A 23,232-nucleotide genomic window follows, 5' to 3' on the forward strand; every position below is an offset into this window, starting at 1 on the left:
GCGCTGTGCGGCGGGCTTAACTCCCGGCGACGCGTCCGGGTGACACCTGCGTAATGCACACTTCGTACTGTCACCGTGGCTCTCACCAGGCCGATCGTCAGGACGAAAGGGGCGCCCGTGGCCGTGCCGGACCCGCGGACCGACAGCGCGACGAAGGTGCGCACGGTCTGCTCGTACTGCGGTGTCGGCTGCGGAATGGTCCTCGACATCGGCCGCGGACCGGACGGCAGCCGTACGGTCCTGAAGGCGTCCGGTGACAAGGAGCACCCCGCGAACTTCGGCCGGCTCTGCACCAAGGGCGCGACCACCGCCGACATGCTCGCCGCCCCCGGCCGCCTCGGCACCGCCCTGGTCCGCTCCGACCGCGGGGAGGAGCCCGAGCCCGCCCCGGTGGACGCCGCGGTCGCCGAGACGGCCCGCAGGCTGCGGGAGATCGTCGACGAGCACGGCCCCGACGCGGTCGCGCTCTACGTCTCCGGCCAGATGAGCCTCGAGGCCCAGTACCTGGCGAACAAACTCACCAAGGGCTATCTGCGCACCAACCAGATCGAGTCGAACTCCCGGCTCTGCATGGCGAGTGCCGGCACCGGCTACAAGCTCTCCCTCGGCGCCGACGGCCCGCCCGGCTCGTACGACGACCTCGACCGGGCGGACGTCTTCCTCGTCATCGGCTCCAACATGGCCGACTGCCACCCGATCCTCTTCCTGCGCATGATGGACCGGGTGAAAGCGGGCGCGAAACTGATCGTCGTCGACCCGCGGCGCACCGCCACGGCGGCGAAGGCGGATCTGTTCCTCCAGGTCAGGCCGGGTACAGACCTCGCCCTGCTGAACGGCCTGCTCCATCTCCTGCACGAGAACGGCCACACCGACCCGGAGTTCGTCGCCGCGTACACCGAGGGCTGGGAGGCGATGCCCGACCTCCTCGCCGACTACCCGCCCGCAGCCGTCGCCGCGATCACCGGCATCCCCGAGGCCGACCTGCGCGAGGCCGCCCGGCTGATCGGCGAGGCGGGGGAGTGGACCAGCTGCTGGACCATGGGCCTCAACCAGTCCACCCACGGCACCTGGAACACCAACGCCCTGGTCAACCTGCACCTCGCCACAGGGAAGATCTGCCGCCCCGGCAGCGGCCCCTTCTCCCTCACCGGCCAGCCCAACGCCATGGGCGGACGTGAGATGGGTTACATGGGCCCCGGCCTGCCCGGCCAGCGCTCGGTCCTGGCCGACGCCGACCGCGCCCTCGTCGAGGAGGTCTGGGGGCTTTCGCCCGGCACGATCCGCGCCGACGGCGTCGGCAGGGGCACGGTCGAGATGTTCCAGAAGATGGCCGACGGCGAGATCAAGGCCTGCTGGATCATCTGCACCAACCCGGTCGCCTCCGTCGGCAACCGCAGGACCGTGATCGAGGGCCTGGAGGCCGCCGAGTTCGTCGTCACCCAGGACGTCTTCGCCGACACCGAGACCAACGCGTACGCCGACGTCGTCCTGCCCGCCGCGCTGTGGACCGAGACCGAGGGCGTCCTCATCAACAGCGAGCGCAACCTCACCCTCGCGCGGCCCGCCGCCGACCCGCCCGGCGAGGCCACCGCCGACTGGCGCCTGATCGCCGCCGTCGCCCGCGCGATGGGGTACGAGGACGGCTTCTCCTACGACAGCGCGGAGCAGATCTTCGAGGAGATCAAACGCTTCCACAACCCGCAGACCGGCTACGACCTGCGCGGAGTCACCTACGACCGGCTGCGCCGCGCCCCCGTCCAGTGGCCCGCCGCCACCGCCGAGGGCCCCGACCGCAACCCCATCCGGTACGTCGGCCCGGACGGCTCCCTCACCTTCGCCACCGCCTCCGGGCGTGCCGTCTTCCACGCCCGTCCGCATCTCGACCCCGCCGAGATGCCGGACGACGACTACCCGTTCGTCCTGAACACCGGCCGGCTCCAGCACCAGTGGCACACCCTGACCAAGACCGCCAGGGTGGCCAAGCTCAACAAGCTCAACCCCGGGCCGTTCGTCGAGGTCCACCCCGAGGACGCCGCCGCGCTCGGGCTCGCCGACGGCGACTCCGTCGAGGTCGCCTCGCGGCGCGGCCGGGCGGTGCTGCCGGCGGTCGTCACCGACCGGGTGCTGCCCGGATCCTGTTTCGCGCCCTTCCACTGGAACGACCTGTTCGGCGAGTACCTGAGTGTCAACGCGGTGACCAGCGACGCGGTCGACCCGCTGTCCTTCCAGCCGGAGCTGAAGGTGTGCGCGGTGGCGCTGACGAAGGTGTCGACGCCGGTGAGCGTGCAGGATCCTCCGTCGGCGCAGGGGACGCAGGCGATCGTTCCGTCCGCCGAGGGGGCGCGGGCGATCGTCCCGGCCGCCGTCATCCCCTCCGCCGCGTCCGTCTTCGGCCTGGAGCCCGCCCCGCCGCCCGTCCTCTCCGCACGCGAGCGCCAGTACCTGGTCGGCTTCCTCGCCGGCATCCCGGCCGGCGCCCCCGGCGTCCCCGTCCTCCCGCCGGACGCGCCCTTCAGCCCCGAGCACGCCCTGTGGGTCAACGGCACCCTCGCCGGGATGTACTCCCGCGCGACGCCCGTACCCGCCGCCCAGGGCGCCCCCGCCCGCCATGTGGTGATCCTGTGGGCCTCGCAGACCGGCAACGCCGAGGACTTCGCCGCCGCCACCGCCGAGCGCCTCACCGAGGGCGGCCACGCGGCCTCCCTCGTCGCCATGGACGAGGCCGACCCCGCCGCCCTGCCCTCCGACGCCGACCTGCTGCTGATCACCAGCACCTTCGGCGACGGCGACGCCCCCGACAACGGCGCCGGCTTCTGGGACGGCCTCGCCGCCCTCGACACCGGCCGGCTGAGCGGCCGCCGGTACGCCGTCCTGGCCTTCGGCGACTCCTCCTACGACGACTTCTGCGGGCACGGCCGGCGCCTGGACGACCGTATGGACGAACTCGGCGCGGTCCGGCTCGCCCCGCGCACCGACTGCGAACCGGACTACGAGCCGCAGGCCGAGGCATGGCTGGACCAGGTGCTCATCGCGCTCAAAGAGGCGACCGAACCCGCCTCGCGGACACCTGAGATCACCGCGTCGCCGGTCGTCGTCAAAGAGGCTCCCGCCCCCGCGCGACCGAAACGCCCCACCCCCGTCGCCGCCCGCCTCACCGGCAACCGGCTGCTGAGCCTGCCCGGTTCCGGCAAGGAGGTCCGCCGGTTCACCTTCGACACCCGCGACAGCGACACCCCGCTGGTGTACGAGGCGGGCGACGCCCTCGGCGTACGGCCCCTCAACTCCCCGGACCTGGTGGCGGAGTGGCTGGCCGTCACCGGACACGCCGCCGACACGCCCGTACGCGTCGAGGGCCTCGCCGAGACCAGCCTGGGCGAGGCACTGCTGCGCCACCTCGACATCACCCGGATCACCCCGGCCCTGCTGCGCTTCACCGCCGACCGCACCCGCGACCCGCGCGAACTGCGCAAGCTGCTGCGCCCGGACAACAAGGACGAGCTGGCGAAGTGGTCGTGGGGGCGGCAGGCCGTCGACGTGGTCGCCGAGTCCGGGATCCGGGCCGGCGCACAGGAGTGGGCCGAGACGCTGGGCAAGCTCCAGCCGCGGCTGTACTCGATATCCAGCAGCCCGTTGACCGACCCCCATCTCGTCTCGCTGACCGTCTCCGTCGTGCGGTACGAGAACCTGGCCGGCCGGCCCCGCCAGGGTGTCTGCTCGCCCTTCCTCGCCGACGCCGCACCCGGCACCGAGGTACCGGTCCATGTGCAGCGCTCCCCGCACTTCCGGCCGCCCGCCGACGCGGCCAGGCCCATGGTGATGGTCGGCCCCGGCACCGGTGTCGCCCCCTTCGTCGGCTTCCTTCAGGAGCGCCGGGCCCGCGGCCACCGTGGGCCCAACTGGCTGTTCTTCGGCGAACAGCACCGGGCGACCGACTTCTACTACGAGGAGGAACTCTCCGCCCTCCTCGCCGACGGCACCCTCGACCGTCTCGACACCGCCTTCTCCCGCGACCAGCGCGCCAAGGTGTACGTGCAGGACCGGATGCGCGAGCACGGCTCCCAGTTGTGGTCCTGGCTCCAGGACGGCGCCCACTTCTACGTCTGCGGCGACGCCTCCCGGATGGCCAAGGACGTCGACCGGGCGCTGCGCGACGTCGCCATGGTGCACGGCGGGCTCGGTGAGGCGGAGGCGGCGGCTTATGTGAAACAACTCGCCGGTGACAAGCGGTACGTACGGGACGTGTACTGACGGTATTCGGCCATCGTGGCGTGTCCGTGGGCTCTTTTCAAACAGGAGTGGACAAGATCTGACACACCCTCCGACCGTGCAGAGCCGCACGGTCCGCCCCGAGGAAGGTCGTGGTCATGTCGCACCCGCACGTGTCGCCCATGAACCGGTCGTTCGTCAGCCGACGCCGGCTGCTGGAAGGGTCGGCCGCCGCGCTCGGCGCGCTCGCCCTGTCCGGACCGCTCGGCTCCCGTCCGGCCGCGGCGGCCGGAGAGCGGGAAACCCCGGAATGGAACGGCCGTATCGACGTGTTCCGGATCGGCACCGAGGACCCGCACACCACCCTCATGCCGTACGCCACGCTCGCCCAGGCCCTCGCCGCCGACCGCACCCGCTCCCCCTACCGGCTGAGCCTGGACGGCACCTGGAAGTTCGCCTACGCCGAGCGCCCCGACGACCGCGACGCCGACTTCCACCGCACCGACCTCGACGACAGCGACTGGGACGGCATCCCGGTCCCCGCCGCCTGGCAACTGCACGGCTACGACCGCCCCATCTACATCAACATCACCTACCCGTGGTGGGGCGCCAACGGCCTGGGCGAGGAGGCGCAGCCCCCGGCCGCGCCCGCCCGGTACAACCCCGTGGGCCAGTACCGCCGTACCTTCACCGTCCCGCGCGACTGGGCGGGCCGCCGCACCTTCCTGCACTTCGAGGGCGTCAAGTCCGCCCACTACGTGTGGATCAACGGGGAACTGGTCGGCTACCACGAGGACTCCTACGACCCCGCCGAGTACGACATCACCCCCCATCTCAGGCCGGGCACCAACCAGATCGCGGTCGAGGTCTACCGCTACTCCGACGGGGACTGGCTGGAGGACCAGGACATGATCCGGCTGAGCGGCATCTTCCGCTCGGTCTACCTGTACTCCACCCCGGCCGTGCACCTGCGCGACTTCCGCCTCGACACCCCGCTGAGCGACGACCACGGCGCGGCCGAACTGTCGGTCACCGCGAGCGTGCGCGACTACGGCGGAGAGGGCGCGGGCCGGTACTCCGTCGAGACCCAGCTGTACGACGCCGACGGGCACCCGGTGTGGCCCAGACCGCTGACGCAGGCCGTCGCCCTCGCGGCCGGCGACGAGGCGACCGTACAGGCGGCGAAGGCCGTACCCGCGCCGCGGCTGTGGTCGGCCGAACACCCGTACCTCTACACGGCCGTGCTCCGGCTGCGCGACCCGGCCGGCAAGGTGGTCGAAACCCTCTCCCACCGCGTCGGCCTGCGCGAGTTCGCCCTCCGCGACGGGCTGATGCGCATCAACGGACAGCCGATCTCCCTGCGCGGCACCAACCGGCACGAGATGCACCCGGTGCACGGCTCGGCCCTCACCCGCGCCGACATGGTCGAGGACATCGGCATCATCAAGCGGCTCAACATCAACACCGTCCGCACCTCGCACTACCCCAACAACCCGCAGTGGCTGGAACTCGCCGACGAGTACGGCCTGTACCTCGTCGACGAGACCAACCTCGAGACCCACGGCATCCGGAGCCAGTACCCCGGCGACCACCCCGACTGGACCGCCGCCTGCGTGGCCCGCGCGCAGAACATGGTCCACCGCGACAAGAACCACGCCTCGGCCGTCATCTGGTCCCTCGGCAACGAGGCCGGCGGCGGCAGCACCTTCACCGCCATGCACGACTGGATCCGCTCCTACGACACCACCCGCGTCATCCAGTACGAGGGCGACGACCGCCCCGGCATCAGCGACATCCGCTCCGAGATGTACGACAGCCCGTCCCGCGTCGAGGCACGCGCCAGGGACACCGCCGACACCCGGCCGTACGTCATGATCGAGTACAGCCACTCGATGGGGAACTCCACCGGAAACTTCAGGAAGTACTGGGACCTGGTCCGCCGGCACGACGTCCTCCAGGGCGGCTGGATCTGGGACTTCGTCGACCAGGCCCTCAGCTGGCCCACCCCGACCCGCAAGCTGTTCACCGAGTCCGGGCCCGCCGCGCTGAGCGGCGAGATCATCGCCCCCGCCGGCACCTTCGGCCGCGACAGGGGCGTCTCCGGCGGAACCGTCTTCGCCCGCGACGCCCGCCTCGACCTCACCGGCTCCCTCACCCTGGAAGCCTGGATCACCCCGGCGGTGACCGGCTACCACCAGCCGATCCTCGCCAAGGGCGACACCCAGTACGCGCTCAAGCAGTCGGGCCGCACCCTGGAGTTCTTCATCTACGGCGGCGGCCAGTGGATCACCGTGAACTGGACGGTCCCGGACGACTGGACCGGGCGCGAACACCACGTCGCGGGCGTCTTCGACGCGGACGCGGGCACCCTGACGCTGCACGTGGACGGCGAGGTGCGGGCCACCCGGACCACCACCCGGCGCCCCGACAACAACACCGCCTCGCTGTCCCTGGCGACGGATGTCGACAACCCGACCCGCGAGTTCAGCGGCACCATCCGCGCCGCCCGCGTCTACGCCCGGCCGCTGGGCGCCGGCGAACTGGGCTCCGCCGGCCGGGGCCCCGGTGACGACGGCGTGCGGTTCTGGTTCGACGCCGCCACCGTCGGGTTCAGTGAGCGGAAGCCGCGCGAGAAGACGTTCTACGCCTACGGCGGCGACTGGGGCGACAACCCCAACGACGGCGCCTTCTCCGGGGACGGCATCGTCACCGCCGACCGCGGACTCACCGGAAAGTCCGCCGAGGTCAAGCGGATCTACCAGGCCGTGCAGGCCACTTCGGGTGCCTCGCCCGGCGCGGTCACGCTCACCAACGAGTACCTCTTCACCAACCTCCGTGAGTTCGACGGACGTTGGGAACTGGTAGCTGACGGAAAGGTCGTACAGCGCGGCAAGCTGAGCCGCGGTCAGCTGGACGTGGCACCACTGTCCAGCAAGGACATCACCGTGCCGTTGCGGCTGCCCAGCGCCCCGGCGCCGGGCGCGGAGTACTTCCTCCAACTGTCCTTCACCACCCGCGAGAGCACGAAGTGGGCCAAGGCCGGCTTCGAGGTGGCCCGGCAGCAACTCGCCCTCGACGCGGGCAGCCCCGCCGTCACCCCCGTACCGCTCGACACCGTCCCCGCGCTGCGCCACACGGACGGCGCCGGGTCCGTCACCGTCACCGGCCGGGGCTTCTCGGTCGCCGTCGACAAGAAGACCGGCGTCATCACCTCCTACCGGGCCGCCGGCGCCGAGCTGATCTCCTCCGGGCCCGCCCCCAACTTCTGGCGGGCGCCCACCGACAACGACCGGGGCAACGGCCAGCACACCCGCAACCAGACCTGGCGCGACGCGGGCGCCCGGCGCGAGGTGACCGGGTTCGAGGTGCGCGCCCTGCGCGACAGGGCCGTCGAGATCAAGGTCACCGGCACCCTGCCCACGACCACTCCCTCGACGTACACCACCACCTACACGGTGTTCGGCAACGGCGAGATCAAGGTCGACAACACCCTGCACCCGGGCGCCGCCTCGCTCCCGTACCTCCCGGAGGTCGGCACCCTGCTGTTCCTGCCCGGCCGCCTGGAGAAGCTGCACTACTACGGCCGCGGCCCCGAGGAGAACCACTGGGACCGCAACGACGCCACCGACGTGGGCCTGTACTCCGGCACCGTCACCGGCCAGTGGACCCCCTATCTGCGTCCGCAGGAGAACGGCAACAGGACCGACGTCCGCTGGATCGCCCTCACCGACGGCGACGGCCGGGGCCTGCTGGTCTCCGGCGAACCCCTCCTGGAGGTCAACGCCTCGCACTTCACCCCGGAGGACCTCTCCGTCGGCGCCCGCCACGACTACCAGCTCACCCCGCGCGCCGAGGTCGTCCTGCGCCTCGGCCACCGGCAGATGGGCATCGGCGGCGACAACAGCTGGGGCGCGCACACCCACGACGAGTACAAGCTGTTCGCCGACCGCGACTACGCCTACACCTACCGGCTGCGCCCGCTGACCGGCGTGGAGCGGGCGACGGCGGCCTCCCGCAGGCCCACGGCCACGCGATAGCCGAGGCCCTTTCGTAGGTACCGTTTCCCGACGGAACACGAAACGGTACCTACGGAAGAGGGAACCTCCCATGGCCGAGCAGGACGAACGCTTCGACGTCGTGGTCCTCGGCGCCGGCCCCGGCGGCTATGTCGCCGCGGTCCGCGCCGCCCAACTGGGCAAACGCGTCGCGGTCGTCGAGGAGAAGTACTGGGGCGGGGTCTGCCTGAACGTGGGCTGCATCCCCACCAAGGCCCTCCTGCGCAACGCCGAACTCGCGCACATCTTCACCCACGAGGCGAAGACCTTCGGCATCAAGGTGGACGGCCAGGTCTCCTTCGACTACGGCGAGGCCTACCGCCGCAGCCGCAAGGTCGCCGACGGCCGCGTCAAGGGCGTCCACTACCTGATGAAGAAGAACAAGATCACCGAGATCGACGGCCGCGGCACCTTCCTCGACCCGCACACGATCCAGGTGACGGGCTACGAAGGCGAGACCCGCACCATCGGCTTCGACCACTGCGTCATCGCCACCGGCGCCACCCCCAGGCTGCTCCCCGGCACCAAGCGCAGCGCGCGCGTGGTGACCTACGAGGAGCAGATCCTCGCCGAGGACCTCCCGCAGTCGATCGTCGTCGCGGGCGCCGGCGCCATCGGTATCGAGTTCGCCTACGTCCTGCACAACTACGGCGTGAAGGTCACCGTCGTCGAGTTCCTGGACCGCGTCGCCCCCCTCGAGGACGCCGAGGTCTCCGCCGAACTCGCCAAGCAGTACCGGAAGCTGGGCATCGACGTGCTCACCTCCACCCGCGTCGAGTCGATCGACGAGTCCGGGCCGCAGGTCCGCGTCACCGTCACCGGCAAGGACGGCACCCAGCAGATCCTGGAGACCGACAAGGTCCTCCAGGCCATCGGCTTCGCCCCGAACGTCACCGGCTACGGCCTGGAGAACACGGGCGTGAAGGTGACCGAGCGCGGCGCCATCGACGTCGACGGCCGCTGCCGTACCTCCGTCCCGCACATCTACGCCATCGGCGACGTCACCGCGAAGCTGATGCTCGCGCACGCCGCCGAGGCGATGGGCGTGATCGCCGCCGAGACCCTCGCCGCCGCCGAGACCATGGAACTCGACTACGCGATGATCCCGCGCGCCACCTACTGCCAGCCCCAGATCGCCAGCTTCGGCTACACCGAGGCACAGGCGAGGGAGAAGGGCTACGACGTCAAGGTCGCGAAGTTCCCCTTCACCGCCAACGGCAAGTCGCACGGCCTCGGCGACACCACCGGCTTCGTCAAGCTCATCAGCGACGCCAGGTACGGCGAGCTGATCGGCGGCCACCTCATCGGCCCCGACGTCACCGAACTCCTGCCGGAACTCACCCTGGCCCAGCAGTGGGACCTCACCGTCCACGAGGTCGCCCGCAACGTCCACGCCCACCCGACCCTCGGCGAGGCCGTCAAGGAGGCCGTGCACGGCCTCGCCGGCCACATGATCAACATGTAGGAACAGCCGTACGACTCCGGCGGGGCCGCTCACCCGAACGGCCTCGCGGGAGTCGCCCCCGCCGTACGCCCGGGGTGTCCTGGCAGCAGCCACCAGGCTCGCAGCGACGGACGAGGGAGCGTGCATGCCGGACAGCACCTCGCCCGACCAGCGCGAACTGGAACAACTCCGGGCGCGGGTCGCGACCCTGGAGGCGGAACGCACCCCAAGCCGTGAGCGCAGGCACCCCTTCCGGGCCGTCGCCTCCGTCGTGCTGATCGTCCTCGGCTGCCTCCTCGCCCCGCTGAGCGTCGTCGCCACCTGGACCGCCGACATCGTGGGCGACACCGACCGCTACGTCGACACCGTCGCGCCGCTGGCCGCGGACCGCGACATCCAGAACGCCGCCGCGAACCGCGCGACCGACGCCGTCATGGCCCACCTCGACCTCCCGGCCCTGCTCCAGCAGGTCGCCCCCGCCCAGCGGCCCCTGGTCGAGAAGGCACTGGGCAAACTCGGCGACTCCCTGGAGGGCGCCGTCCGCAGCTTCGTCCACGACAAGGCGCAGGACGTCGTCGCCTCCGACGCCTTCCAGACGGTCTGGACCGACGCCAACCGGCGCGTCCACGCCACCGTCGACAAGGCCCTCACCGGCAGCGGGGGCGGCGCGGTCAAGCTGGAGAAGGACACGGTGACCGTCGACCTCGCACCCGTGGTCGACCAGGTCGAACAGCGCCTGGTCGACTCCGGCCTGAGCGCCGCGGGACGCCTCCCCGCCGTCCACACCGACTTCACCGTCGTGAGGTCCGACGACATCGGCCGGGTACGGACCTACTTCCGGGTGCTCCAGCTCGCCGGCGCCTGGCTGCCCGTCCTGGCCGTCCTGCTGGTCGCCGCCGGCGTCCTCCTCTCCCGGCACCGCCGCCGCACCCTGATCGTCTCCGCCCTCTGCTTCGCCTTCGCCACCCTCCTCCTCGGCATCGCCCTGACCGTCTTCCGCGTCGTCTACCTGGACGCCCTGCCCGCCGGGATCTCCCAGCCCGCCGCCGGATCCGTGTACGACACGCTGACCCGCTTCCTGCGCACCGGCGTCCGCGTGGTCGTCGCCCTCGGTGTCGTCATCGCCCTCGCCGCCTGGCTGACCGGACCCGGCCGCCGGGCCCGCCTCGCACGGCGCCTGTGGCACTCCGGCATCGGCGCCGTCCGCACCACCGCCGACCACGCCGGACTGCGCACCGGACCCGTCGGCCCGTTCCTGCGCCACTACCGCACCTGGGCCGTGTGGATCCTCGCAGCGGCGGCCGTCCTGACCTATCTCCTGTGGCCCTACCCCACCGGCTGGGTCGTCGTCGGCCTGGCCCTCGCCCTGCTCTTCGCCCTGAGCGTCGTCGACTTCCTGTCCTACGACTCCTTCGAAGCACCCCTGGACGACCGTGGAAAGGACACCCCCGCATGACTGCGCACTCCAACCCCTCCGCCCCGGACCCGCGCGGCGAGATCGGCACCTCCTGGTCCACCCCGCCCGGCGGCCCGCGAGGCCGCTCCGCCCGCGACAGCTGGGTGGCCGGCGGCATCACCTTCGCGGGCGTCCTGATGCTGTGCAGCGGCGTCCTCGGCGTCCTCCAGGGCATCGCGGCCATCGCCCGGGACGACGTGTACACCCGCGTCGGCGACTACGTCTACGCGATGAACCTCACCGGCTGGGGCTGGATCCACCTCGTCCTCGGCGTCTTCGTGGCGGCGACCGGCGGCGCCCTGCTCAGGGGCATGGCCTGGGCCCGCTTCGTCGGCATCTTCCTCGCCGCGCTCAGCCTGGTCGCCCAGTTCCTGTTCCTGCCCTACGGTCCCCTGTGGCCGATCACCCTGATGGGCATCGACGTGTTCGTGATCTGGTCGCTGGCGACACGAACCGATTCCGCGGCGGCGCAGGGCAGACAAGGCTGATGTCGGATTCCCGCCAGCGCCGAGAGTGCGGTTCGCCGATGCTTGACCCATGCGGAATGGGATGCACACCGACCGTGAGCGCTGTCTGCGGGCCGTGCGGTCGAAGGACGCGCGGTTCGACGGATGGTTCTACACGGCCGTCCTGACCACCGGAATCTACTGCCGGCCGAGCTGCCCCGTGGTACCGCCCAAGCCGGAGAACATGACCTTCCTGCCGAGTGCCGCCGCCTGCCAGCAGGCCGGGTTCCGCGCCTGCAAGCGCTGCCGGCCCGACACCAGCCCCGGCTCCCCGGAGTGGAACCAGCGCGCCGACCTGGTCGCCCGCGCCATGCGGCTGATCGCCGACGGCGTCGTCGACCGGGACGGCGTGCCCGGGCTCGCCGCCCGCCTCGGCTACAGCGCCCGCCAGGTCGAACGCCAGCTCCTCGCCGAACTCGGCGCCGGACCCCTCGCGCTCGCCCGCGCCCAGCGCGCCCAGACCGCCCGCGTCCTCGTCGAGACGACCGGGCTCCCCATGGCGGACGTCGCGTTCGCCGCCGGCTTCGCCTCCGTACGCGCCTTCAACGACACCGTGCGCGAGGTGTTCGCCCTCTCCCCGACCGAGCTGCGCACCCGCGCGGGGGGCGGCACACGGGTGGCGAGCACGGGCACCCTCCACCTGCGGCTGCCGTTCCGCGCCCCCCTCAACCCCGACAACCTCTTCGGCCACCTCGCCGCGACCGCCGTACCGGGCGTGGAGGAATGGCGCGCCGGAGCCTACCGGCGCACGCTCCGCCTCCCGTACGGCCACGGTGTCGTGGCCCTCACCCCGCGCCCCGACCACATCGGCTGCCGCCTCACCCTCACCGACCCGCGCGACCTCACCGTCGCCATCAGCCGCTGCCGGCGCATGCTCGACCTGGACGCCGACCCCGTCGCCGTCGACGACCAGCTGCGCACCGACCCGCTGCTGGCCCCGCTGGTGGACAAGGCGCCCGGCCGCCGGGTGCCCCGCACGGTCGACGAGGCGGAGTTCGCCGTACGCGCCGTGCTCGGCCAGCAGGTCTCCACGGCGGCGGCCCGCACCCACGCGGCCCGCCTCGTCACGGCCCACGGCGACCCGGTCGACGACCCGGAAGGCGGCCTCACCCACCTCTTCCCGACCCCGGAGTCCCTGGCCGCCGTAGACCCCGACTCCCTGGCGATGCCCCGCACCCGCCGCACCACCTTCACCACCCTCGTCGGCCGACTCGCCGACGGCACCCTGCACCTGGGTGTGGACAGCGACTGGTCCGAGACCCGCGCCCGCCTCCTCTCGCTGCCCGGCTTCGGCCCCTGGACGGCCGACGTCATCGCGATGCGCGCCCTCGGCGACCCCGACGCCTTCCTCCCCACCGACCTCGGAGTCCGGCGCGCCGCAGGGGAGTTGGGCCTCCCCTCCACCCCGGCCGCGCTCACCGCCCGCGCGACTGCCTGGCGCCCCTGGCGGGCGTACGCCGTCCAGTACCTGTGGGCGACCGACAGCCACCCGATCAACTTCCTTCCCGGATAAGGAAAAGGACATCAAGGACGTGAAGCACCACACCGTCACCGACAGCCCGTACGGTCCCCTCACCCTCGTCGCCGACGACGGCGTCCTGTGCGGCCTCTACATGACCGGACAACGCCACCGGCCACCCCAGGAGAGCTTCGGCCCCCGCGACGACACCCTCTTCGACGAGGCGCAGGACCAGCTGAAGGCCTACTTCGCGGGCGAGTTGCAGACCTTCACCCTCCGACTCGAGCTGCACGGCACCCCGTTCCAGCAGTCCGTCTGGCACCAGCTCCAGAAGATCCCGTACGGCGAGACCCGCTCCTACGGCGACCTCGCCGACGCCCTCGGCAAACCGAACGCCTCCCGAGCGGTGGGCCTGGCCAACGGCAAGAACCCCATCGGCATCATCGTCCCCTGCCACCGGGTCATCGGCGCCAACGGCAACCTCACCGGCTACGGCGGCGGCCTCCCCCGCAAACACCAACTCCTGACCTTCGAGAACGCCACCCCCACCCCGGCGGCCCTGTTCTGACCAGCCGCTCTCCGCGCCGGTGGCGGAGGGCCTAACCGCCCACAACCCACCGCACTCCCGCAACAACACCCAACAGAAGTGCCGGAACCATTTGGGGGACCGCGAGGATCGGACGGAGGCAACCGCGGGCGTCGTCCACCTGGGGAGAACCGGTCATTTCAGACGTCTTGCCCTGTGCTCAGCCGGTGCATCAGATGGGGCAACGCCGTGCCGATCGGTTCGCGTACGACCTAGTCGGCGATCTCGTCGTACGGGGTCGGTTCGGCGTTGATGATGATCAGGCGGGCGCCGTGGTCGGCGGCGATGCCGGCGAGGCCGGCGGCGGGCTGGACCTGGAGGGTGGTGCCGACGGCGACGAAGATCTGGGAGGCCTTGGTGATGGCGAGGGCCTCGCCGAGGACCATCGGGTCGAGACGTTCGCCGAACATGACGGTGGCGGACTTCAGGATGCCGCCGCAGGCCAGGCACGGCGGGTCGTCCTCGCCGGCCTCGACACGGGCGAGCGCGTCCTGCATCGGGCCACGGGTGTGGCACTTGGTGCAGATGAACTCGCGTGCGGTGCCGTGGAGTTCGACGACCTTGCGGGCGGGCAGTCCGGCGAGCTGGTGCAGTCCGTCGACGTTCTGGGTGATGACGCGCACCGGTACGCCGGAGCGCTCCAGCTCGACGATCGCGTGGTGCGCGGCGTTCGGCTCGGCCCGCAGGGCGCGGTTCCCCCGCCGCATCTGCCAGGAGCGGCGCCGGATCTCCGGGTCGCCCATGTAGTAATCGTAGGTGACGAGCTTCTCCGCCTCCGGATCCTTCCGCCACAGCCCGTTGGGCCCGCGGTAGTCGGGGATGCCGGAGTCGCAAGGCATCGGCAGATGTAACACGTGACGGGGGCGGAGAGCCTAACCGCCCACGGCCCACCGCACTCCCGCGACCACGCCCAACAGGAGTGCCGGGAGTATCCACCACCACGGCATGGCCCTCCGCACGGAAGGCACCAGCCACAACACAGTCGCGGCGCCGGCAGCCCCGATGGTGAGGACGCACGACAGCACGATTCCGGCGTAGGCGTCGTCGTCCCAGGTGCCGGACGGACTGATGGTCAACGCAGTCCAGCAGAAGTAGGCGGCGACGAGGGTGAGCAGGGTGAGGGGGACAGCGAGGACCAGGCGGAGGCAACCGCGGTCGTCGTCCACGTGGGAAGGGCTGGTCATCAGCGGAGTGCGTTCCTTGCCTCGTCCAGATCGTTCGCAAACCCACGTCCGTAGGCCTGGGCGTCGTCAGTCTGCCAGTACGGCCCGCCGTTGTAGCGCGCTGCCAGTTCCTGGTACTGGGCCGATGTCATCTCCTCGGCAGGCACATTGGCGAACTCGCTCTCCGCCTTGAGCTGGGCCAGGTACTCCGAGGCGATGAAGATGTTCTGCGCGGGGTCCTGCAGGGCTGTTTCCACCATGCCGCGCTGCTGGTCGGTGAGGTGTTCGGGGTCGTAGCCGAGAACCTCGGCGCCGCGTCGCACCTGGATGGCGATTTGACCCATGGACGTGTTGTCGGGATCACCGCCGAGGCGCCACGGCAGACTCTCGGGGGCGACTGGGCTCAAGGGAGAGTCCGCCTGTTCGCGGATGGTGTCGGTGATGTCGTCCAGGATGCCGGGCTGTCCGCCGATTTCCTGCCACGCGATACCGGCGACCATGTCCGGCGGCAGTCCCGAGTTCCGTGCCGCAGCCTTGATGATCTCCTTGTTCGCAGCGATCCAGTCGGCCCGTTCCTGGGCGTTGGCGGGCGGGCTCCAGTAACTGTCCTTCGCTCCAGGGAGGTTGGCGACCTGGAGGCGGATGTCCCGCAGGGTCGGGGAGACGATGTCGTCGCCGGCGGTGGGGTAGTAGTCCTGTTTGGGGCCGCTGCCGGGCAGCCGTGTCAGCGGGTTCGTGCTTGCCTCGGCCGCTTCGCGCCGCAGGTCCGCGATCGCCGAGACGATGTCGACACGTTGGATGAAACCCATCCGGAAGTCCGGCAGCAGATCGTAGGCCTGCTTGAGCTCGTGCACGCAGATCTCCCGCGCCTCGTGCTCCGTGATCTTCGCCAGGTGGAAGTCCCCGCCGGCCGCGTCGTGCAGCCGGTTCGCGTCGTCGCGGATGTCGTCGACATCCATGGTCAGCTCGGCGAAGAAGTCCATGACACCGGTGGTCGCCCGCATGTCCTCCCACTGGCGCATCGGCTCCGCCTCCTGGGCGTCACGGGTAATGGCCGTGCCTTTGGTGTGGATCAGGTTCGCGAGGGACTGCTCGTTCGCCTTGCCGTTGGAGTAGTGGGCCTTGGCGACCTCCAGCGCGAACGCGTAGCTGCTCAGGGCGCTGGCGGCCTTGTCGTAGCCCTCCGCGAGCTGCGCGATGAGCTTGCGCCCCTCGGTGAGCCGTGCCTCGTAGTGCTGACTGCCCTCGCTCTTCCACTGCGTGTGCTTCTCCGCCCGCTCGGCGGAGGGATCGACCGCCACGAGCATGTCGTGCAGGCGCTTGAACTCGTCCGCGTTCCGCTCGACGAGGGGCGGGTCACAGCTCTCCAAGAACTCGACGTCCTTGCGGTGGCTTATGCCGCTGCTCATCGAGCCTCCGGGGCGACGTACTGGCCGTACTCCAGAACGCTGTCGAGGAAGTGTTGAGCCGTGTCGTCGTCGATCTTCACGAAGTCGCTGCCGGTCGTCCGCAGGCGGGTGGAGAGCGCCGCGAACAGGGCGACGGCGTCCAGGTACTGGTCATCGGCGAATCCGGCGAACCGTGCTACCTGCTTGGCCACGTCCTCGGGCGTGCGAGGCACCCGGGCCATGGTGGTCAGCTCGGCGTCGGGCCGCCCCTCGTGGAGGAAGCCCGCGATCTCGATCAGCAGATTCGCGTTGCCGTTGATCGACTCGGCCTTGGCAACCAGGGACCCTGTGGCTGGGGCAACGGCCCCGCCCCCTCCGTCTGCCGGCAACTGGTCGATCTGCATGCCGCTCTGCTGACGCGCCAAGGCGTCAGCCTTCAACTGGGCCCACTCCTCTTCGAAAGACAACCTGTTCCCCCTCCAGCCCGTCACCTCGAACAACCAATCGATCATGCCACTGGGAAGGCGCGTACCGAAACCTCGCCACTCCGTCTGCGGGCCGGTTCACACACGGTCTTGGCCAGTCGGGCACAACCCCGGAGAGACAGCGAAGGCGGGGGCCGCCCGGCATCCTGTGTCGTATGCGCTCTCAAGACCTGGACGTGCGTACGACCGACAGGGCATGGCCTCGAGCCCAGCCGCCGCGCAGTCCCTGCTGATCGTCCACCACGCCGGATGCTTTGACGGAATCCCCCTGTCCGTGGACACTCCGGCACCGGTGAGGACGGCGACGAGGGGCTTGCTCATGGGGTCGAGGGTAGGGCGGTCGATCGGGGTGCGGCGAACAAATATTCGGCGCCACGTCGAGGGCTAACAGCCGCGCGTCAGCCCACCCGCAGGCCGTTCTCCAGCTCGACCGTGCCCGAGCCGTCCGCCAGGGTGTCCAGGGCGGCCAGGACCCGGTGGCCGAGTGCGCCGAGCAGGTGCTCGGTGATCTCCTCGCGCGGGACAAGACGCCAGGACAGCAGCTCCTCCTCCTGAAGCCGGATCGCCTTCAGATCGGTCTTGTCGAGGACCCCGCCGTCGTACACGTACGCCACCAGCGGGGGACGGCCCGGGCCGGTCACCCAGTCCACGGCGAGCAGCCGCCCGAGCGGGCGGTCGAGGCCGATCTCCTCCAGCGTCTCGCGGCGCGCCCCCTGGCGTGGGGACTCGCCCTCGTCGGACTCGATGGTGCCGCCCGGCAGCGCCCAGCCCTCGCGGTAGTTGGGCTCGACGAGAAGGACCCGCCCCCGCGAGTCCCGGAACAGGGCGGCGGCCCCGGCCAGGACACGGGGGAGGGAGGCGATGTACGAGGCGAAGTCGGAGGCGCTGGAAGTAGTCACCTTCGAAGGTTATCCAGCGGACGCATCCCTCCCCGTCTCGTCGCGAACTTCATCCGAACGCATGACCCGTGCCGCCGGCGTCCATGACCACCGGTGACAACCGCTCCGCCTCGGTCAGGCGCACCGTCCGCTCCGCCAGCTCGCTGACCCGCACCCCGTCGAAACCGAACACCGCGCTGCGCACGGTGTCCTCCAGCGGGTCCTTCCAGTGGGCGGGGATCGCCGCCGCGCCGCTCAGGACGCCCGCCACGGACCCGGCCGTCGCGCCGTTGGAGTCGGTGTCCAGGCCGCCGCGGACTGTGAGGGCGACGGTCCGGGTGAAGTCGCCGTCGCCGTACAGCAGCCCGGCGGTGAGGACGGCGGCGTTCGGCACGGTGTGGATCCAGCCCAGGCCCGCGGTCTCCCCGTCCAGGGTGACGAGGGTGTCCTCCCAGCTCAGACCCGCTTCATGGAGGGAGACCACCCGGCGTACGGTCCTGGCGAGGCGGCAGCTCGCCGGTACGACGGCCAGCGCCTCGTCGAGTGCCGCGCGCACCGTCGGCGCGGTGAAGGCCGCCGAGACCAGCGCCGCCGCGAACATCGCGCCGTAGACGCCGTTGCCGGTGTGCGACAGCACCGCGTCCCGGCGGGCCTGGGCGGCGGCCCGGCGCGGATCGCCCGGGCAGGTCCAGCCGTGGATGTCGGCGCGGATGAGGGCGCCGATCCACTCCTGGCAGGGGTTGTCGTACGTCGCCGTCAGGGGCGGTCGGATGCCATTGGCGAGGTTGCGGTACGCGGCGCGTTCCGCGGTGAACGTCTGCAGATACGGCAGCCGCAGCAGCCACAGGTCACCGACCTGCTCGGTGCTGAAGCCGAAGCCGTGCCTCTCCAGCAGGTCCAGGCCGAGGACGGCGTAGTCGACGTCGTCGTCGCGGCAGCTGCCGTGGATCCTGCCGCGTACGCACTGGCGCCACTCGGGGCGCAGCAGCGCGCGGTCCTCGTCGGTGGCGGGCTCGGGCAGGTAGTCGGTGAGCGGGAGGGCCCCGGCCCGCCGCAGATAGGCGTCGATGCGCTCACGCGTCCACACCTCCCCCCGTTCGACCGGCTTGCCGAGCATGTTGCCCGCGATCCGGCCGAGCCAGCCGCCCAGGACGCGGTCGGCGAGCGTCGGTGACGGCGTCGGCTGTGGCTCGGTGCCCGCGGAGGTCATGCATCCGGTCTACCCGAATCCGGGGGACCTCGCCCTGGTTTCGCGCGGTCGCACAGCGGGGCCTCAGCGTTGTCGCAGGGTTGTCGCAGGGTCCGGTACCGCATGACGGCGGGGGCGTCCTCCGGTTAAGGTCGCTGCGGCGCGACTGGCCCTGACGTGCGTGGGGCCCGGTACAGCAAGGGGTTGGAACGGTGGTGGACGCTGCAGCGCGGGGCACCCGACGGGTGCTGGTGGCCGCGGACAAGTTCAAGGGCTCGCTGACGGCCGTACAGGTCGCCGAGCGGGTGACGGCCGGGCTGCGCCGGGTCGTGCCGGACGTCGAGGTCGAGGCCCTGCCCGTCGCCGACGGCGGCGACGGCACGGTCGACGCGGCGGTCGCGGCCGGCTTCGAACGCCGGGAGGTGCGGGTCGCCGGGCCGCTCGGACACGAGGTCACCGCGGCGTTCGCGGTGCGCGGAGACACCGCGGTGGTGGAGATGGCGGAGGCGAGCGGTCTGCAGAGACTGCCGTCCGGGGTCTTCGCACCGCTCACCGCGTCGACGTACGGCTCCGGAGAGCTGCTGCGGGCAGCGCTCGACGCGGGGGTGCGCACGATCGTGTTCGGGGTCGGCGGCAGCGCCACCACGGACGGCGGCGCGGGCATGCTCTCCGCGCTCGGCGCGCGGTTCCTCGACGAGGACGGCGAGCCGGTGGCACCGGGCGGCGGAGGGCTCGCGGATCTCGCGCGGGCCGATCTGTCCGGCCTCGACCCGCGGCTGTCCGACGTGGAGCTCGTCCTCGCGAGCGACGTCGACAACCCGCTGACCGGGCCCAAGGGCGCGCCGGCGGTGTACGGGCCGCAGAAGGGCGCCTCCCCGGACGACGTCGAGGCGCTGGACGCGGCACTCGCGCACTACGCGCGCGTGCTGGAGAAGGCCGTCGGCGCCAAGGCCGCGGAGTACGCCGTCGCGCCCGGCGCCGGGGCCGCGGGAGGCATCGGATACGGCGCCCTGCTGCTCGGTGCGCGGTTCCGGGCCGGTATCGAGGTCATGCTCGACGTCCTGGGCTTCGCGCCCGCGCTGGAACGGGCCGAGCTGGTGATCACCGGCGAGGGCTCGCTGGACGTACAGACCCTGCACGGCAAGGCACCGGCCGGGGTCGCCGCGGCGGCGCGTGCCGCGGGCAAGGACGTCGTCGCGGTGTGCGGACGCCTCGCCCTGCCCCCGGAGGCGCTGGGCCGGGCCGGCATCCGACGCGCGTACCCCCTCACGGAGGTCGAGCCCGACGTGGCGACCTGCATCACGGACGCGGGCCCGATCCTGGAACGAGTGGCGGAACGCATCGCCCAGGACTACCTCACCTGACAACCTCGGGACCTTTTGGCGGCCGCCAGGGGCAACCTCCCCAGGGGCGCGGGGAACTGCGCGACCAGCCACGACGGCGCCGCAGACGACGAATCACCCGCGGATACGTGAAGGGCCCCGGACCGAATCCCGGTCCGGGGCCCTTCCGCTCAAGCACCGCAGGTCAACGCACCGCAGGTCACGGCAACTGCGCCGCCCGCGCCTCCCGCCGATTGCCGCGGAAGTTGTTCACCCGCCGAGCCGTCGCGAACAGCGGAATCACCGCGCCCATGACCAGCTGCAGGGCGCAGCCCGTCTGGAGCAGGAGCTGCCCGCTGGGCGCGTCGAAGGCCCACGCCGCCAGCAGCCCCATCGACAGCACGATCCAGGCGAGCATCGCACCGGCGAGACGCCCCCGCGGCTTCGGGTACTCGACCCGGCTCACCATCAGCCACGCCGTGCCGAGGATGGCGAGGAGCGTCGCCACGAAGGGCAGTTCCAGCAGGACGATCGAGACGACCGTCAGGGCGCCGAACGGCGACGGCATGCCCTGGAACATGCCGTTCGGTGGTGTCACGCAGGAGAAGCGGGCGAGCCGCAGCACCACCGCCAGCAGTACGACGATCGCGCCCACCGCCGCCACCCGCTGATGGGCGTCGTCGGCGACCATGCCGTAGACGAGGACGAAGTACGCCGGCGCCAGGCCGAAGCTGATCAGGTCGGAGAGGTTGTCCAGCTCCGCGCCCATGGGGGAGGAGCGCAGCTTGCGTGCCACCAGGCCGTCGAAGAGGTCGAAGACCGCCGCGCAGAGCATCAGGATGACCGCCGTGGCCGCGCTGTGGCGGGCCATTCCGGATTCCTGGCTGCCGGTGAGGTGCGGGATCAGGATGCCGGTGGTGGTGAAGTACACCGCCATGAAGCCGCACGTGGCGTTGCCGAGAGTGAGAGTGTCCGCTATCGACAGGCGCAGAGAGAGGGGCATCTCCTCCTCTTCGTCCGTCTCGTCGGCCTCCGGCACCCAGCCGGCCTGTGTCTCAGGGTCAATCACGGTCAATTCGAGTCACCCCTGCCACGGTCTTCTGCCCGACCTCGACCGCGACCTCCACGCCCTCGGGCAGGTAGATGTCGACGCGTGAGCCGAAGCGGATCAGTCCGATGCGGTCGCCCTGCTCCACCTTCGTGCCCTCGGGGACGTAGGGGACGATGCGGCGGGCGACGGCGCCGGCGATCTGGATCATCTCGATGTCACCGAGCTCGGTGTCGAAGTGCCAGACGACGCGCTCGTTGTTCTCGCTCTCCTTGTTGAACGCCGGAACGAACCCACCGGGGATGTGCTCCACGGAGGTCACCGTGCCGGAGAGCGGCGCGCGGTTGACGTGGACGTTGAGCGGGCTCATGAAGATCGCGACCCGGGTGCGTCCGTCCTTCCACGGCATGATGCTCTGCACCACACCGTCGGCGGGGGAGATGACCCGGCCCGTCGCGATCTCGCGCTCGGGGTCGCGGAAGAACCACAGCATGCCCGCCGCGAGGGCGGTGGCGGGCACGGCGACGGCCTTGGCGGCACCCGAGCGGCGGGCACGCAGAAGGCTGACGGCTGCGGTGGCGACGGTCGGCAGGAGCCACGGCGATGCTCCGCGCGCGAGGCGTGCGCCTACCAGGCGGTCGCGGTGTGCAGAGGTTTGGCTGTGGGGCATGGATGACCTTCGTAGCGGATGATGCCGCGCTTCGACGGGGGGACGGCGGCTTTCCGGCGATCGTAGCGGTTCGCGAGCACAACTGGGTAAGCCAGGAAGCCGAGTCGGCGGCGCAGGGAAGTTGACGGGGTGTGACCTTCTTCTCGAAGAAAACACCCCCAACCCGTACATCTATCCCTGGAACCGGTACTCCTCGAGCAGTCGGCGCCCGATGATCATTTTCTGGATCTCGGCGGTGCCTTCACCGATCAGCAGCATCGGGGCCTCGCGGTAGAGGCGCTCGATCTCGTACTCCTTGGAGAAGCCGTAGCCTCCGTGGATCCGGAAGGCATCCTCCACGACCTCCTTGCAGTACTCGGAGGCCAGGTACTTGGCCATCCCCGCCTCGAGGTCGTTTCGCTCGCCGGAGTCCTTTTTGCGTGCAGCGTTCACCATCATCGCATGCGCGGCCTCGACCTTGGTAGCCATCTCGGCGAGCTTGAACTGGATGGCCTGGTGCTGCGCGATCGGCTTGCCGAACGTGTGCCGCTGCTGGGCGTAGGAGACCCCCAGCTCGAAGGCACGCTGCGCGACACCGCAGCCACGCGCCGCGACGTTGACCCGGCCGACCTCGACGCCGTCCATCATTTGGTAAAAACCTCGGCCGGTGGCCCCGCCGAGCACGCTGTCGGCGGGAAGCCGCAGCCCATCCATGATCAGTTCGGTGGTGTCGACGCCCTTGTAGCCCATCTTGTCGATCTTGCCCGGGATGGTGAGGCCGGGGCGGACCTCGCCGAAGCCGGGCTCCTTCTCGATCAGGAAGGTCGTCATCGACTTGTGCGGGGCCGTGCCCTGCGGGTGTCCTTCGTCACTGCGCACGAGAACGGCCACCAGGGAGGACGTACCGCCGTTGGTGAGCCACATCTTCTGGCCGTTGAGGACGTACTCCTCGCCGTCCCTCACCGCCTTCGACGTGATGGCGGACACGTCCGAGCCCAGGCCCGGCTCCGACATCGAGAACGCGCCCCGGATGTCACCCGCCGCCATACGGGGCAGGAAGTGGTCCTTCTGCTCCTGCGTGCCGTGCTGCTTGAGCATGTACGCCACGATGAAGTGGGTGTTGATGATCCCGGAGACGGACATCCAGCCGCGGGCGATCTCCTCGACGCAGAGCGCGTACGTCAGGAGCGACTCGCCCAGGCCGCCGTACTCCTCGGGGATCATCAGGCCGAACAGGCCCAGCTCCCTGAGACCGTCGACGATCGCCTGCGGGTACTCGTCGCGGTGCTCCAGCTCGGTCGCGACCGGAAGGATCTCCTTGTCCACGAAGTCGCGGACGGTGGAGAGGATCTCCTGCTGGACGTCGGTGAGACCGGCGGTCTGCGCGAGTCGGGCCAT

General features: G+C 70.9%; 17 protein-coding genes. 8 read left to right on the plus strand and 9 right to left on the minus strand.

The features are described 5' to 3' along the window. Positions 1 to 195: 195 nt before the first annotated feature. The 7 genes from ACFPIH_RS32750 (at position 196) to ACFPIH_RS32780 (ending at position 13,694) form a co-directional block, all read left to right on the plus strand. Positions 196 to 4,248: a molybdopterin-dependent oxidoreductase gene (locus ACFPIH_RS32750; RefSeq protein WP_381180938.1), complete on the plus strand. Its 4,053-nt coding sequence runs from the start codon at positions 196 to 198 to the stop codon at positions 4,246 to 4,248. 116 nt (positions 4,249 to 4,364) lie between these two features. Beyond that, entirely contained in the window at positions 4,365 to 8,243 is a 3,879-nt protein-coding gene (locus ACFPIH_RS32755; protein ID WP_381180874.1) for a glycoside hydrolase family 2 TIM barrel-domain containing protein, read from the plus strand. Between the two features lie 70 nt (positions 8,244 to 8,313). Continuing rightward, entirely contained in the window at positions 8,314 to 9,726 is a 1,413-nt protein-coding gene (lpdA, locus tag ACFPIH_RS32760) for a dihydrolipoyl dehydrogenase (RefSeq protein WP_381180872.1), read from the plus strand. Between the two features lie 124 nt (positions 9,727 to 9,850). Then, positions 9,851 to 11,161 carry a hypothetical protein gene (locus tag ACFPIH_RS32765; protein ID WP_381180871.1) on the plus strand — a complete coding sequence of 437 codons (1,311 nt, stop codon included), beginning with the start codon at positions 9,851 to 9,853 and terminating at the stop codon, positions 11,159 to 11,161. Continuing rightward, positions 11,158 to 11,649 carry a DUF7144 family membrane protein gene (locus ACFPIH_RS32770; RefSeq protein ID WP_381180869.1) on the plus strand — a complete coding sequence of 164 codons (492 nt, stop codon included), beginning with the start codon at positions 11,158 to 11,160 and terminating at the stop codon, positions 11,647 to 11,649. The genes ACFPIH_RS32765 and ACFPIH_RS32770 overlap by 4 nt, the downstream gene beginning before the upstream one ends. Positions 11,650 to 11,698: 49 nt before the next feature. Then, positions 11,699 to 13,180 (plus strand): AlkA N-terminal domain-containing protein, encoded by a 1,482-nt coding sequence (locus ACFPIH_RS32775; RefSeq protein ID WP_381180867.1) that lies wholly within the window; start codon positions 11,699 to 11,701, stop codon positions 13,178 to 13,180. A gap of 19 nt (positions 13,181 to 13,199) precedes the next feature. Next, on the plus strand, positions 13,200 to 13,694 hold the full coding sequence (locus ACFPIH_RS32780; RefSeq protein ID WP_381180865.1) for a methylated-DNA--[protein]-cysteine S-methyltransferase: 495 nt from the start codon (positions 13,200 to 13,202) through the stop codon (positions 13,692 to 13,694). A 230-nt stretch (positions 13,695 to 13,924) separates the two neighbouring features. Here the strand turns inward: ACFPIH_RS32780 and ACFPIH_RS32785 are convergent, their stop codons facing one another. The 6 genes from ACFPIH_RS32785 to ACFPIH_RS32810 all read right to left on the minus strand — a co-directional run bounded on the left by ACFPIH_RS32785 (position 13,925) and on the right by ACFPIH_RS32810 (position 18,836). After that, the gene (locus tag ACFPIH_RS32785) at positions 13,925 to 14,551 is read right to left on the minus strand and encodes a Sir2 family NAD-dependent protein deacetylase (protein ID WP_381180863.1); all 627 of its coding nucleotides are present in this window, start codon (positions 14,549 to 14,551) and stop codon (positions 13,925 to 13,927) included. A 33-nt stretch (positions 14,552 to 14,584) separates the two neighbouring features. Next, positions 14,585 to 14,896: a hypothetical protein gene (locus tag ACFPIH_RS32790; protein WP_381180861.1), complete on the minus strand. Its 312-nt coding sequence runs from the start codon at positions 14,894 to 14,896 to the stop codon at positions 14,585 to 14,587. Next, positions 14,896 to 16,284, minus strand: a complete 1,389-nt coding sequence (locus ACFPIH_RS32795) for a hypothetical protein (RefSeq protein WP_381180859.1) — start codon at positions 16,282 to 16,284, stop codon at positions 14,896 to 14,898. The genes ACFPIH_RS32790 and ACFPIH_RS32795 overlap by 1 nt, the downstream gene beginning before the upstream one ends. Further along, the gene (locus ACFPIH_RS32800; RefSeq protein ID WP_381180857.1) at positions 16,281 to 16,703 is read right to left on the minus strand and encodes a hypothetical protein; all 423 of its coding nucleotides are present in this window, start codon (positions 16,701 to 16,703) and stop codon (positions 16,281 to 16,283) included. The genes ACFPIH_RS32795 and ACFPIH_RS32800 overlap by 4 nt, the downstream gene beginning before the upstream one ends. 443 nt (positions 16,704 to 17,146) lie before the next feature. Continuing rightward, on the minus strand, positions 17,147 to 17,647 hold the full coding sequence (locus ACFPIH_RS32805; RefSeq protein WP_381180855.1) for an NUDIX domain-containing protein: 501 nt from the start codon (positions 17,645 to 17,647) through the stop codon (positions 17,147 to 17,149). Positions 17,648 to 17,696: 49 nt separating this feature from the next. After that, on the minus strand, positions 17,697 to 18,836 hold the full coding sequence (locus ACFPIH_RS32810) for an ADP-ribosylglycohydrolase family protein (protein WP_381180853.1): 1,140 nt from the start codon (positions 18,834 to 18,836) through the stop codon (positions 17,697 to 17,699). Positions 18,837 to 19,060: 224 nt separating this feature from the next. Between ACFPIH_RS32810 and ACFPIH_RS32815 the strand changes: the two genes are divergently transcribed. Continuing rightward, positions 19,061 to 20,179 (plus strand): glycerate kinase, encoded by a 1,119-nt coding sequence (locus ACFPIH_RS32815; RefSeq protein ID WP_381180936.1) that lies wholly within the window; start codon positions 19,061 to 19,063, stop codon positions 20,177 to 20,179. Between the two features lie 178 nt (positions 20,180 to 20,357). Here ACFPIH_RS32815 and pssA read toward each other — a convergent pair whose 3' ends face one another. The 3 genes from pssA to ACFPIH_RS32830 all read right to left on the minus strand — a co-directional run bounded on the left by pssA (position 20,358) and on the right by ACFPIH_RS32830 (position 23,232). Continuing rightward, positions 20,358 to 21,176 (minus strand): CDP-diacylglycerol--serine O-phosphatidyltransferase, encoded by an 819-nt coding sequence (gene pssA, locus ACFPIH_RS32820; protein ID WP_381180934.1) that lies wholly within the window; start codon positions 21,174 to 21,176, stop codon positions 20,358 to 20,360. A gap of 22 nt (positions 21,177 to 21,198) precedes the next feature. Then, positions 21,199 to 21,855 carry a phosphatidylserine decarboxylase gene (locus ACFPIH_RS32825; RefSeq protein ID WP_381180851.1) on the minus strand — a complete coding sequence of 219 codons (657 nt, stop codon included), beginning with the start codon at positions 21,853 to 21,855 and terminating at the stop codon, positions 21,199 to 21,201. Positions 21,856 to 22,026: 171 nt separating this feature from the next. Further along, positions 22,027 to 23,232 (minus strand): acyl-CoA dehydrogenase family protein, encoded by a 1,206-nt coding sequence (locus ACFPIH_RS32830; protein ID WP_381180849.1) that lies wholly within the window; start codon positions 23,230 to 23,232, stop codon positions 22,027 to 22,029.

Origin of the sequence: Streptomyces vulcanius, assembly GCF_042653945.1 — a bacterium.
Taxonomy (GTDB): domain Bacteria; phylum Actinomycetota; class Actinomycetes; order Streptomycetales; family Streptomycetaceae; genus Streptomyces; species Streptomyces mangrovi.